The 13,189-nt window shown below is 46.3% G+C and carries 15 protein-coding genes; all 15 read right to left on the bottom strand.

What is annotated here, in order from left to right; all coding sequences use genetic code 11:
• Positions 1–115: 115 nt before the first annotated feature.
• On the bottom strand, positions 116–463 hold the full coding sequence (rplS, locus tag RUW00_RS02070; protein ID WP_003154288.1) for a 50S ribosomal protein L19: 348 nt from the start codon (positions 461–463) through the stop codon (positions 116–118).
• Positions 464–603: 140 nt separating this feature from the next.
• Positions 604–1,335, bottom strand: coding sequence for a tRNA (guanosine(37)-N1)-methyltransferase TrmD (trmD, locus tag RUW00_RS02065; RefSeq protein ID WP_022553353.1), 732 nt, complete (start codon positions 1,333–1,335; stop codon positions 604–606).
• Positions 1,332–1,856 (bottom strand): ribosome maturation factor RimM, encoded by a 525-nt coding sequence (gene rimM, locus RUW00_RS02060; protein ID WP_003154290.1) that lies wholly within the window; start codon positions 1,854–1,856, stop codon positions 1,332–1,334. The genes trmD and rimM overlap by 4 nt, the downstream gene beginning before the upstream one ends.
• 4 nt (positions 1,857–1,860) lie before the next feature.
• Positions 1,861–2,247, bottom strand: a complete 387-nt coding sequence (locus tag RUW00_RS02055; RefSeq protein ID WP_003154291.1) for a YlqD family protein — start codon at positions 2,245–2,247, stop codon at positions 1,861–1,863.
• A 90-nt stretch (positions 2,248–2,337) separates the two neighbouring features.
• A complete protein-coding gene (locus RUW00_RS02050; protein WP_007611392.1) occupies positions 2,338–2,583 on the bottom strand; it encodes a KH domain-containing protein in 246 nt (81 codons plus the stop codon).
• Positions 2,583–2,855 (bottom strand): 30S ribosomal protein S16, encoded by a 273-nt coding sequence (rpsP, locus tag RUW00_RS02045; protein ID WP_003154296.1) that lies wholly within the window; start codon positions 2,853–2,855, stop codon positions 2,583–2,585. Before rpsP ends, RUW00_RS02050 begins: the two co-directional genes overlap by 1 nt.
• A 105-nt stretch (positions 2,856–2,960) precedes the next feature.
• Positions 2,961–4,301, bottom strand: a complete 1,341-nt coding sequence (ffh, locus tag RUW00_RS02040; RefSeq protein WP_007409763.1) for a signal recognition particle protein — start codon at positions 4,299–4,301, stop codon at positions 2,961–2,963.
• Positions 4,302–4,314: 13 nt separating this feature from the next.
• A complete protein-coding gene (locus RUW00_RS02035; RefSeq protein ID WP_003154299.1) occupies positions 4,315–4,647 on the bottom strand; it encodes a putative DNA-binding protein in 333 nt (110 codons plus the stop codon).
• Between the two features lie 121 nt (positions 4,648–4,768).
• Positions 4,769–5,539: a phosphotransferase family protein gene (locus RUW00_RS02030; protein WP_072176998.1), complete on the bottom strand. Its 771-nt coding sequence runs from the start codon at positions 5,537–5,539 to the stop codon at positions 4,769–4,771.
• Between the two features lie 83 nt (positions 5,540–5,622).
• A complete protein-coding gene (gene ftsY / locus RUW00_RS02025) occupies positions 5,623–6,612 on the bottom strand; it encodes a signal recognition particle-docking protein FtsY (RefSeq protein WP_003154301.1) in 990 nt (329 codons plus the stop codon).
• Between the two features lie 19 nt (positions 6,613–6,631).
• On the bottom strand, positions 6,632–10,192 hold the full coding sequence (gene smc, locus RUW00_RS02020) for a chromosome segregation protein SMC (protein WP_315956450.1): 3,561 nt from the start codon (positions 10,190–10,192) through the stop codon (positions 6,632–6,634).
• Positions 10,193–10,293: 101 nt separating this feature from the next.
• Complete coding sequence (gene rncS / locus RUW00_RS02015; RefSeq protein ID WP_014417754.1) at positions 10,294–11,043, bottom strand: ribonuclease III; 750 nt, start codon at positions 11,041–11,043, stop codon at positions 10,294–10,296.
• Positions 11,044–11,181: 138 nt separating this feature from the next.
• Positions 11,182–11,415 (bottom strand): acyl carrier protein, encoded by a 234-nt coding sequence (acpP, locus tag RUW00_RS02010; protein WP_003154310.1) that lies wholly within the window; start codon positions 11,413–11,415, stop codon positions 11,182–11,184.
• An 84-nt stretch (positions 11,416–11,499) separates the two neighbouring features.
• On the bottom strand, positions 11,500–12,240 hold the full coding sequence (gene fabG / locus RUW00_RS02005; RefSeq protein WP_003154312.1) for a 3-oxoacyl-[acyl-carrier-protein] reductase: 741 nt from the start codon (positions 12,238–12,240) through the stop codon (positions 11,500–11,502).
• Positions 12,233–13,186, bottom strand: coding sequence for an ACP S-malonyltransferase (fabD, locus tag RUW00_RS02000; RefSeq protein ID WP_007409759.1), 954 nt, complete (start codon positions 13,184–13,186; stop codon positions 12,233–12,235). The genes fabG and fabD overlap by 8 nt, the downstream gene beginning before the upstream one ends.
• Between the last annotated feature and the right edge of the window lie 3 nt (positions 13,187–13,189).

Here is a 13,189-nt window from a genome sequence, read left to right as displayed (position 1 = left end):
GGAACCGGATGTTCCGATGATCTCTTATGTATTTTACGTTGCTTGTTCCGCTTTTACAAATTTCATATAAAAAAAGAGCCTGTTACGGGTAACAAGCTCTTTTCGTTCGTTATCATTATCGTCTGATTTCTTTAATACGAGCCGCTTTTCCGCGAAGTTCACGCAGGTAGTAAAGCTTAGCGCGACGTACTTTACCGTAACGTACAACTTCGATTTTCGCGATTTTTGGTGTGTGTACAGGGAATGTACGTTCAACGCCAACACCGTAAGAAATCTTACGAACTGTGAACGTTTCGCTGATTCCACCACCACGACGCTTGATCACAACACCTTCGAAGATCTGGATACGCTCACGGTTACCCTCAACAACTTTTACGTGTACACGTAAAGTGTCACCAGGACGGAACGCAGGAAGATCAGTGCGAAGCTGTTCTTTTGTGATATCTTGAATTAGTTTTTGCATCGTTTTCAACTCCTTCCAACAGATGCTCTTGGCCACAACTGCAAGGCACAGCGGAACATCGTTTTCAAGCTTCTGAAGGATAAGCCTCCTTAAGCCACAAGTAGTATCTTATCATATCTTCATCGCCTGCGCAATAGAATCTATTCGTTTTCCCACTCGGAAATCCATTTTCTTTGCTCATCAGTGAGAGGATAGTTTTCAAGAAGATCCGGACGTCTTAAAAAGGTTCTTCTGATTGATTCTTTATTGCGCCATTCTTGTATTTTGGCATGGTTGCCGGACAGAAGGGTCTCAGGCACTTTTAAGCCTCTATAATCTGCAGGCCTCGTATAGTGCGGATGCTCTAAAAGCCCCGTGCTGAAGGAATCCTCCACGTGGGATGCTTCTTTTCCGAGGACGCCCGGCAAAAGCCTGACAACGCTGTCGGCGATCATCATGGCTGGGAGCTCTCCCCCGGTCAGCACAAAATCCCCGATGGAGATTTCATCAGTGACAAGATGTTCCCGGATCCGTTCATCATACCCTTCATAATGTCCGCAAATAAACATGAGATGTTCCTCTTCCGCCAGCTCCTCGGCTTTCTTCTGCGTATAACGCTCACCTTGCGGGCAGACGAGAATAATGCGCGGCTTGGCGTCCGTACCGGCTGTCAGCTTTTCAACCGCATCAAATACGGGCTGCGGCTTTAACACCATCCCGGCTCCCCCGCCGTACGGGTAATCATCAACCGTTTGGTGTTTATTATCCGAAAAAGCCCGGAAATTGATGACGTCAAAACGGACAGCCTCTTTTTCCTGTGCTTTTTGCAGAATGGATGAGCCGAGCACCCCTTGAAACATTTCGGGAAACAGTGTTAAAAAGTCGATTTTCATTCGTCTATTAACCCTTCCATTACATGAATCTTAATTTTCTTCTCATTTATATTAATATCCTTTACCACAGAAGCAATATACGGAATAAGCGCATCTTTTTTGCCTTTTCTTGCAACCACCCATACGTCATTAGCCCCGGGCGTCAAGATTTCCTTCACTGTGCCGATCAGTTCCCCGTCTTCTGACACAACCTCGCAGCCGATGATTTCATGAAAATAAAATTCATCTTCTTCAAGCTCTCCCAAGTCTTCTTCAGGGACTTTGATCACCATGTTTCTTAGGTGTTCGACTTCATTGAGACTCGGCATTTCTTTGAATTGCAGCAGGTGAAACTGCTTGTGAAGCCTGTGGGCGCTGACCGTTACTTTGATTGGCTCCGCAGCCCCTTCCGCAAACAAATAAAGCGTATTGCCGGGCTTGTACCGTTCTTCGGCAAAGTCCGTTTTAGAAATGACCCGCACTTCGCCTTTAATGCCGTGGGTATTTACAATTTTGCCTACATTAAACCATCTGTTTGTCATATTATCACCTCGGGCGGATTTCAATTACTACCCCGTCTTTTATGACGATGGTATTTGCCGCTGTTTTTTCATGCCAGTTATCACCGACGTTGATTGAAAGCAGCGCATCGATCTCCTTTTCCTTCACTTCGCTTCCAAGCGGGAGCGACTCTGTCTGGCTTATTTGGAAATCGATCATTTTGATTTTGTCTTGTCTTTTCTCAATGGCTTTTTTAAAAGATTCCGCTACATCGGGATTCTGCTGATCTTTTTCATGTTTTCTAAGCTGAAAATAGAGCTGGCTGCATTCTCGTTCAAGCGTTTGCTTTTTTTCTGCAAAAGAGGCCAAAAGCTTTTCCTTGCTTTGCTCGGTCAGAACCTGCATAACGGTTACCCTGTGAATAATCTGCATAGGACCAGACTCCCCACTCTTCCAACATATTTCTGTTCATTTGCCTTTTTTACGTGTAAAAAAAGGGGAGGTGCCGGCCCTCTCCCTTTTTCAGTCAAATATTTCAAATTGAACTTTCTTAGAAGACTGTGCGCCAGCTGCAAAAACGACGGTTCGAATCGCTCTTGCAGTCCGGCCTTGCTTTCCGATAATCTTACCGGTATCTGACTTATTGACAGATAAGCGCAGCGCAATCTTTTGATCAGTCTCTTCCTTTGTGACCGTTATGTCTTCCGGATGGTCGACAAGCGGAGCCACAATGCTGACAATCAAATCTTCCAAGTTCTGATCAGTCATTACTTGCCTTGTTTAGCGTTGTGGAATTTTTCCATAATTCCTTGGCTTGAGAACAAGTTGCGGACTGTGTCAGAAGGTTTAGCTCCTGTTTGAAGCCATTTAAGAGCAAGCTCTTCGTTGATTTTCACTTCAGCCGGCTTTGCAACCGGGTTGTATGTGCCGACTGTTTCGATGAAACGGCCGTCACGCGGTGAACGAGAATCTGCTACAACAATACGATAGAAAGGAGATTTTTTTGCTCCCATACGTTTTAAACGAATTTTTACTGCCATTTTACTAGCACCTCCGAAAATATTTCAACAAGATAGTATATTAACAATGATAAAAGTGTTTGTAAAGTGTTTTTTCTTAACAACGGTTTTATCATGTATAACCGATTACATAAAAGGTAATTTAAAGCCTTTTTTCTTCCCTTTTGTCATGTTGGTCATCTGCTTCATCATTTTTTTCATTTCCTCAAACTGCTTTAAAAGACGGTTGACTTCCTGAACGGATGTTCCGCTTCCTTTGGCAATCCGCTTCCGCCGGCTGGCGTTAATGATATCCGGCTGTTCTTTTTCAAGAACAGTCATTGATTTAATGATCGCTTCCACATGATTCAGCTGTTTTTCATCGACTTGGATGTTTTTTAAGCCTTTCATTTTGCCTGCGCCGGGCATCATTTGCAGCAGTTCGTCAAGAGGCCCCATGTTTCGGACCTGGCCGAGCTGCTCCAGAAAATCATCCAATGTGAAGCTCATCGTTCTCATTTTCTGCTCAAGCTCTTTGGCTTTGTCTTCATCAACGGTCGCCTGAGCTTTTTCAATCAGCGTCAGCACGTCACCCATTCCGAGAATCCGGGATGCCATCCGTTCAGGATGGAACGCTTCAAGAGCATCGAGCTTTTCTCCCATTCCGGCGAATTTAATCGGCGTTTCGGTGACCGCGCGGATAGAAAGCGCCGCACCTCCGCGGGTATCCCCGTCAAGCTTTGTTAAAATGACACCCGTTAAACCGAGCTGGTCATTAAAGCTTTTGGCGACGTTTACCGCATCCTGACCGGTCATTGAGTCGACGACAAGGAAAATTTCCTCAGGATTTGCGACTTCCTTTACGCCGGAGAGCTCATCCATCAGTTCATGATCGATGTGCAGCCGTCCGGCGGTATCTAAAATCACATAATCATGATGCTCTTCCTTCGCTTTTTCAATCGCCTGTCTGGCAATTTCCACCGGGCTGACCTGATCGCCAAGCGAAAAGACCGGCATATCAAGCTGTTTCCCCAGGGTTTCCAGCTGTTTAATCGCGGCGGGGCGGTAAATATCCGCAGCCACGAGCAGCGGTTTGCGATTATGTTTTTTGCGCAGCAGGTTGGCAAGCTTCCCCGTGGTTGTCGTTTTACCGGCACCTTGGAGCCCGACCATCATAATAACGGTCGGCGGGCGTTTGGCGACGGCAATTTTGCTTTCTTCGCCGCCCATCAGCTCGGTAAGCTCTTCTTTTACGACTTTAATAACCTGCTGACCGGGTGTCAGACTCTGCATAACGTCCTGTCCGACAGCCCGTTCACTTACTTTTTTCACAAAATCCTTTACGACTTTAAAGTTAACGTCAGCCTCAAGAAGCGCAAGACGAACTTCACGCATCATCTCTTTTACGTCTTGTTCGCTGACTTTTCCTTTTCCGCGGATTTTTGAAATCGTCTTTTGCAGTCGGTCGGCTAATCCTTCAAATGCCATTGTTTGCCGCCTCCTAATCTAATTTCTCAAGCGCTTCAATCAGAGCCGTCATTTTTTCCTCTTCCTGCAACCCGGAAGCAAGCTCTTTCAGCTTTGTAAACATTTCTTTACGCTCCTGAAACTTTTTAAAAAGGAGCAGTTTTTCTTCATATTGTTCAAGCATCGCTTCAGTCCGTTTGATGTTATCGTAAACGGCTTGCCTTGAAACGTCATACTCTTCGGCTATTTCACCAAGGGAGAAATCGTCCAGATAATAAAGCGACATATAGCTCTTTTGTTTTGACGTCAGCAACGACTGATAGAAGTCAAATAAATAGTTCATTCTCGTCGTTTTTTCGAGCGACATTTGAGCTCTCCCCTTTGTTAAGTCAAATCCCTTTACAAAAACTTAGTTTACATGGTTTCAGAGCGTGTGTCAAGTTTTTATCTTGTCAAAGCATGATGCTCTTTTTACATCATAAGTTTTTTCAAAAAAATTCATATAGACCGTCGTTAAAATACTCGAATTCTTGTTTTGATACACGGTAGCGGCAATAGCCTTCGTAAAAAGCATTGAGGCATGCTTCATTTGTGACAAAATGACTGATCGCTAATGATTCATCATATCGCGGATCTCCCGCCGATATTCCCGCAGCATCGATAAACAGATAGACCTCTCCGTCTTTCACCAGCACATTATCAGTCGTGCAGTCACCGTGAATCATTGTCTGCTGAACAGGAACAGGCCTGTACCTGTCCAATTCCTTCAAAAGCTCTGCACTTCCTTCAGCCTGTCCTTTTTTGACATATTCCCCGGCTCGTTTGATTTGCAGATCGAGCCAGTCTGTTTCCGGCTGTAAACCAGAGACCATGTCGGTTTCATGCAGCCGTTGCAGAAACCGGCCGAAACTTTTGATCAGCTTTTTCTTTTCAGTATCCCCTTTTGCTTTTCTTAAAGCCGAAGTCAGGGTGATTCCATCCTCAAATGACATGATGATATGGCTGGCATGCTGTTCCTGTATCATCCCATAATAAACAGGAACAGGCAGACGACGAGTTTCCGTCAGTTTTTGTAAAACGAAGGCTTCTCTCATTAACCATTCCCGATACTTCTGTTGAAAAGAACTTTTCAGCAGAAATGCGTCTTGGCCGGTCACTATTTTTCGAACGGTTGAAGTGCCTCCCTGTTCATCCAACAGCGACATATGGTTTATCGCGCCGATCTTACTTTCCAATTCAGCTTTCAGCCATTTGTCCAACAATTACCCCCTCCATTCCGATCTATCAATGCGTATAAAAAAACGAGTATAAAACCGTCCATTTTATACTCGTTTTTTATTCATTAATCCTCGGCTTTTTCAACTAAATCAGAAAAGAGACCGTATACGTAAGATTCTGCATCAAACCGCTGGAGATCGTCAACCTTTTCTCCGAGGCCGACCAGTTTCACGGGGATGTGAAGCTCATTGCGGATTGCCAGGACGATACCGCCTTTTGCGGTGCCGTCAAGCTTCGTTAACGCGATACCCGTCACATTCGTCGCTTTGGAGAATTCTTTCGCCTGCGCCATCGCATTCTGGCCTGTCGTCGCGTCCAGCGCAAGGAGAACCTCATGCGGAGCCTCAGGCACTTCGCGTTCGATGACGCGTTTGACTTTTTCAAGCTCTTTCATTAAGTTAACTTTATTCTGAAGGCGGCCTGCCGTATCACAAATCAGCACATCCGCTCCTCTTGCTTTAGCCGCGTGTACGGCATCATAAATAACCGCCGCAGGGTCGCTTCCGGCAGCCTGCTTAATGACAGGCACGCCTGTACGCTCCCCCCACACTTCAAGCTGTTCAATCGCCCCGGCTCTGAAGGTGTCTCCGGCAGCGAGCACAACGGATTTGCCTTCATTCTTCAGCTTATGGGCAAGTTTTCCGATCGTTGTCGTTTTTCCGACGCCGTTTACCCCGACAAGCAGAATAACGTTCAGGCGCCCGTCCTGAATATTTAATTCAGAAATCTGTTCGTCGCCGCTGTTATAAATGTCGACAAGCTTTTCAGAAATGACGGACTGCACTTCCTGAGGATCCTGGATGTTTTTCAGCTTCACTTCTTTTTTGAGCTCATCAATCAGCTCCATGACGGTTGTAAAACCGACGTCAGCGCCAATCAGCACTTCCTCAAGCTCCTCGAAGAAATCCTCGTCGACTTTCCGGTAGCGGGAGACGAGTTCGTTCACTTTATTCGAGAAGGAATTTCTTGTTTTTTCAAGACCATCTTTAAATTTTTCAGAGACGGAGTCTGTCTGTTTCGTGATTTTCTCTTTTAATTTTTTAAAAAAGCTCATCTTTCAACCTCTTTCCTCGTTACTGAACGAATTCTTTTGTTTCTTCCAGTTTGACCGAAACCATTCGGGAAACGCCGGATTCCTGCATCGTAACACCGTAGAGGACATCCGCTTCTTCCATGGTGCCTTTTCTGTGGGTGATGACGATAAACTGGCTGTCGCCGCTGTATTTTTTTAAATATTGCGCAAACCTGAATACATTGGCTTCATCAAGCGCAGCTTCCACTTCATCAAGGACGCAGAACGGCACGGGCCTTACTTTCAGAATGGAGAATAAAAGGGCAATGGCAGTCAGCGCCCGTTCTCCCCCTGACAAAAGATTTAAGTTTTGCAGTTTTTTGCCCGGAGGCTGCGCGATAATGTCCACCCCGGAGTTAAGAAGATCATTCGGCTCAGTCAGCTTCAGTTCAGCCCGTCCTCCTCCGAATAAAGAACGGAACACGTCGTTGAATTGAGAACGGATCTGGATAAACGTTTCATGGAATCGCTTCGTCATTTCAGAATCCATTTCTTCAATGACTTGAAACAGTGTGTTTTTCGCTTCCGTCAGGTCATTTTTCTGCTCTGTTAAAAACTGATACCGTTCGTTTACTCTTTCAAATTCATCGATGCTGCCGAGATTGACCGTTCCGAGCTCTTCAATTGAAAGCTTGATCAGTTTGACCCGTTTTCTCGCCTCTTCAGGCTCGAGTTCGAGCTGATATTGTTCTTTTGCCCCTTCAAAGGATAAGCTGTATTCCTCGCGTAAATATTGCAAGAGATTATCAAGCTCAACTTCCATCCGGCCGAGTTTTACCTCTTCATCTTTCAGAATTTCTGTTTTTTGCTTGTAGAGACGCTTCATCTCTTTCAGCTCAAGTTCGTTCGTATCAAGCGCCCGCTGGAGCTTCACACGCTGGTCGCGCCTGCTGGCGATCAATTCAATCGTTCTCGTTTTATCGTGAAGCTTGTGATGGGCTGCTTCTTCAAGCTGCTCCTCACCGCTTGTGCTGGACGTCATCTCTGAGGTCAGGAGGCTTAAATCTTCCCGTGTTTCTTTCAGAGCGAGCTGCGTTTCCTCAAGCTCTTTTTTCAGCCTTTTGAGGTTGTCTTCTTCACTCGAGCACGCCTGTTCTTTTTTCGCAGCGGCCACTTTACATTCCGTCAGTTCATGAGAGAGCGTTTCTTTTGTTGAGGATAGGGTCTGCTTTTGTTTTGTCAGCCTTTCCATCTCTTCCTCAAGCTCTTTCAGCTGGCCGGATGCCTCACTCAGCTGTTCTTCCAGAGCTGATTTGCGCGTCTCTTTTTCCCGGCTGCTTTCCGTCAGTGATGCTTTCTCCTGATCGTAAAGCTCCAGATGGGTATTGATGTTCTTTTCAGCGACTTCGAGTTCATACAGCCTGCCTTTTACATCCTGCTGCTTTGTTCTGAAAGCTTCACCGTCTTCACGGAGACCGCTCAGCGTATGTTCAAGCTCTTGAATGGCCTGCTTCAGCGTTTTGACCTCTTTTTCGAGCAGAGCTGTTTTTTCTTCCATTTCGGCAAGCCGCGCAGTCACCGTCTCAAGCTCACGACTTCTGCCGAGCAGAGAATTGTTTTTCTTTTTGACCGCGCCGCCTGTCATTGATCCGCCTGGATTGACGACATCGCCCTCAAGCGTCACGATGCGGTAGCGGTGCCCGAGAAGCTTGGCCAGTTCATTCGCGCCTTTTAAATCTTCAGTGATCAGCACGGTGCCGAGAAGGTTTTGAATAACATTCCGATATGCCGCATCATATGTGACAAGCCCGCTCGCTGTGCCGAGGAAAGACGGATGCTTCTGAGCCGTCTGTTCATCACGGGTTTGGAGCTGGCGCGGTTTCATAACCGTAAGCGGCAGGAACGTCGCGCGGCCGAAGGAATTCTGTTTTAAATATTGAATCGCTTTCCGCGCCGCCTGCTCATCGTCTGTGACAACGTGCTGCGCCGCTGCGCCGAGTGCAATCTCGATCGCCGTTTCATATTTTTGTTCGGTGGCAATCAGTTCGAGAACGGCGCCACGGATGCCGCCAAGCTGCTCTTTCTGTTTCAGCACTTCTTTTACGCCTTGGTAAAATCCTGAAAAATCGCCTTGCATCGTTTCAAGCATATCTTTTTTGGATCTGGCCTGCTGGACGAATTGATATGCCTGATACAGCGCAGATTCTTTCTTTTCATATTGGCGTTTTTTCTGTTCATATGCTGTCTGGACTTCACGAAAGCGGACGACCTGATTGTGAATATCCTCTTCAACGGAGGCCAATTCTTCTTCGCACGCCGCTTTGCGGACTGCAATATCGTTACGTTCTTCAAGGTATTTTTCATTGTTTGCTGTCAGTCTCGCCTGCTGGACCGCAGATTGGGACATCTGGTCATCTAAAAGCTGCAGCTCGTTGCGAATCGACGCCTGGCTGTTTAACAATTCAAAGTAATCGCTTTTTAATTGTTCGATTTTGTCTTCTACATTTTCATTATGCAGACTGAGAGCCTGCTGCTTTTCTTTCACCTGGGCGTTTAACCGCTTCACTTCCGCACGAAGTTTATCATAGACGGCAGACTGTTTTTCAATGTCCGCTTTCAGTTCGGCTTCTTTGTTCGTGTAATGTGTAACGGATTCCTCAAGCTGTTCCCGGTTTTGCGCGGCGTTTTTTTTTCGCTCTTTCAGCACTTCTTTCCGGCCTTCCAGCTTTTCCAGCTCTTCACTTGTCACGAGCAGAACCTGCTGCAGTTCGTTGACGGATTCATCAAGCGCGTGGATTTTATCTCTCGTCTCTTCTATCATCGCTTCTTTTGCGGACAGAGCCGATGATTCCTCCAATTCTTCTTCTTTTGCCGCCTGCACCTTTTCTTTTAAACCCGACCATCTGCCATGCAGTTCTTCGATGTCAAAGGCGGTAAGGGCGATTTCGACATGTTCAAGCTCTTTCTTTTTTTCTAAGTAGTCTTTGGCGATTGAAGCCTGGATTTTCAGCGGTTCGACCTGATCTTCAAGCTCGTGGAGAATATCTTCCACCCTGTTTAAGTTATCCTGCGTCTCAAACAGTTTGTTTTCCGCTTTTTTCTTTCTTGTTTTATATTTCAGCACGCCGGCCGCTTCTTCAAAAATACTGCGGCGGTCTTCCGCTTTGCTGCTGAGAATCTCTTCGACTTTCCCCTGGCTGATAATAGAGAATGCTTCTTTCCCGAGCCCGGAGTCCATAAATAAGTCAATGATATCTTTCAGGCGGCACTGCTGATTGTTGATGAGAAATTCACTTTCTCCGGAACGGTACACCCGTCTCGTCACGCTGACTTCGTGGTAATCGATCGGGAGAAAATGATCTTCATTATCAAGCGTTAACGTGACTTCGGCAAGGTTCAGCCGCTTGCGCGAATCACTTCCCGCAAAAATGATATCTTCCATTTTTCCGCCCCGAAGCGAGCGGGCTGATTGTTCGCCGAGCACCCAGCGGATGGCTTCGGTAATGTTGCTCTTTCCGCTGCCGTTCGGACCGACAACGGCCGTGACGCCTTTTACAAAGTCAACGGATATCCGTTCTGCAAATGATTTAAATCCTATAACGTCTAAACGTTTGAGGAACATCCCAGATCCTCCTTATCGTATAAGTATCTCAATATTATCATAATCACCCGCTTATATCAGGCGCAGACATACTGAAATCCCCCTAGGGAAACAGGGGGATTTTATTGTTTCGTATGATGTTTTTGCATTTTTGCAAGAGCTTCCTGTGCCGCATGCTGCTCGGCTTCTTTTTTGGAACGTCCGTTCCCGATACCGAGCGCCTCACCTTTAAGAGAGACAAGCGCCTCGAATTCCCGGTTGTGGGCAGGCCCTTTTTCATTGAGAATTTTGTACTCAAGCGATCCTTTTCCGTCCCGCTGTACAAATTCTTGAAGCTGGCTTTTGAAATCCATCACATGAGAAAAAGCACCATCGTTTATTTTAGGGAACACGTACACTTTCAGGAATTGCTGAACCGGCTCAAGGCCCTGATCCAGATACAGTGCGCCGATAAACGCTTCAAACACATCCGCTAAAAGCGCAGGACGCTTTCTGCCGCCCGTCATTTCTTCTCCTTTTCCCAAGAGAACAAGGTCGCCGAATGACAATTCATGGGCAAGTGAGACGAGTGACGGCTCGCATACGATAGCGGCTCTCAGCTTCGTCAAATCTCCTTCACTCATGGCCGGATATTTGGCAAATAAGAATTGGGAGATCGTCAGTTCCAAAACAGCGTCACCTAAAAATTCAAGCCTTTCATTGTCTTCATACGGCTTTTTCCGATGCTCATTCACATAAGATGAATGTGTAAATGCTTGATACAAAAGTTTCTCGTTTTGAAAATGAACCGAAATCCGTTCTTGGAACTCTTTAAATTGCTCTATTTTTTTATAGAACTTTTTTTTATCTTTAAAATGTGAGTGTTTTGACATAGTAACCTCCATAGGCACATCAGGTTCACCGCGCTCCCCGCCGTAAACGGAATCGGCAGCGCGTACAGCGTCAGACGCCGGTAACCGAACGATTAAAGGGCTAAAGCCCCGCTGTCAGGCGGGACTTTTAGCATCAGCTTATTGCTGGTTTTGTATGTAGTTCACAGCGTCGCCGACTGTTGCAATCTTTTCAGCATCTTCGTCAGAAATCTCCATATCAAACTCGTCTTCAAGTTCCATAACAAGCTCAACTACATCTAGGGAATCAGCACCTAAGTCTTCCTTGAAAGAAGCTTCAAGTTTGACGTCAGCTTCATCAACGCCAAGGCGGTCTACGATGATTTTCGTTACACGCTCTAATGTATCTGCCATAGCAATTCACCTCCCCTCAAGTATTATAGTGGATTCGTTTTTAAAAAACTAGAGAAACTAGGATGAAATTTTAAAAACAAATCTTTACATCACCATTCCGCCGTCAATATGAAGGGTTTGGCCCGTCATATAACGCGATCCTTCAGAAGCAAGGAACGTAACAACGCTGCTGATATCGGAAGGATCACCGAAACGCGCGAGCGGAATCTGCTTCAGCATTTCATCTTGGACTTCTTTAGAAAGCTTGTCCGTCATATCCGTGGAAATAAAGCCCGGAGCAATGGCATTAACCGTAATATTGCGGCTCGCAAGCTCTTTGGCTGATGACTTCGTTAAGCCGATTACACCGGCTTTTGCCGCCACGTAGTTCGCCTGGCCGGGGTTTCCGCTGACGCCGACGATTGATGATACGTTGATAATCCGGCCGGAGCGCTGTTTCATCATCTGTCTTGTAACGGCTTTCGTGCAGTTGAATACACCTTTTAGGTTAATGTTAATGACATCATCCCATTCATTTTCTTTCATTCTCATCAGAAGATTGTCTTTTGTGATCCCCGCATTGTTCACGAGAATGTCGATTGAAGAAAATGCAGCGACAGCCTCTTTCATCATGTTTTGTACTTCTTCGGAATTTGATACATCGGCTTTTACCGCGATCGCGTTTCGGCCCAAAGATTTGATTTCATCTACGACTTCGTTCGCTTTCGCTTCATTCCCGGAGTAGTTGACTACTACGTTACAGCCGTTTTTCGCAAGATCAAGCGCGATCGCCCGCCCGATTCCGCGGGACGCTCCCGTTACCACTGCTGTTTTTTCATTAAGCATCCTGATTCTCCTCCTTCAGCGTTTGAATCGCCAGTTCGATGGTTTCATGGTCAGAAACCGCGATTGTTTTAAGGCGGCGGTTCACTTTTTTCACAAGGCCTGAAAGCACTTTTCCGGGCCCGATTTCAACAAACGTCGTGACACCTTCGTCAATCAGTTTGTTAATGGTTTCTTCAAAGCGAACAGGTGAATACAGCTGTTCGATCAGTTTTTTCTTGATATCGTCTTTTTCTGTCATAACGTCAGCCGAAACGTTTGAAATCACGGGAACAGCCGCATTTTTCAACTCACAGGCGCTGAGCACCTCCTCGAGTTTTTGCGCTGCCGGCTTCATTAATTCAGAATGGAACGGTCCGCTTACTTCTAATGGGATTGCCCGTTTTGCTCCGTTGTTTTTCGCTTCTTCTGAAGCCAGCTCCACGCCTTTTGCCGTTCCGGAAATTACGATCTGGCCGGGGCAGTTCAGGTTTGCAAGCTGTACGAGATGACCGTTTTCCGTCACTTGATCCGTTACCTTTTTCAAGGACTCTGCATCCATTCCGAGAATAGCTGCCATGGCGCCTTCTCCGGCCGGCACGGCTTCATTCATGAATTCTCCCCGTTTTCTTACCGTGTAAACGGCATCTTTAAATGTCATCGCTCCCGCCGCAACAAGCGCCGAATATTCTCCGAGGCTGTGGCCGGCGGTGAAATCAGGGGTGATGCCGGATTCTTTAAACTTTTCCAATACGGCGATGCTCGTTGTCAACAGCGCAGGCTGCGCATTGTATGTAAGGGTCAATTCTTCGGCGTCACCTTCAAAAATGAGCGAGCTCAGCTTTGTTTCAAGCGTTTCATCCGCTTCATCAAAAATACGTTTTGACGCTTCTTCGCGTTCGTACAGGTCTTTTCCCATACCGATATATTGTGATCCCTGTCCGGGAAATAAAAATGCAATCTTACTCATGAT

It is taken from the genome of Bacillus sp. IS1 (assembly GCF_032461585.1).
Classification (GTDB): domain Bacteria; phylum Bacillota; class Bacilli; order Bacillales; family Bacillaceae; genus Bacillus; species Bacillus velezensis.
This window is presented reverse-complemented; position numbering and strand designations above follow the sequence as displayed.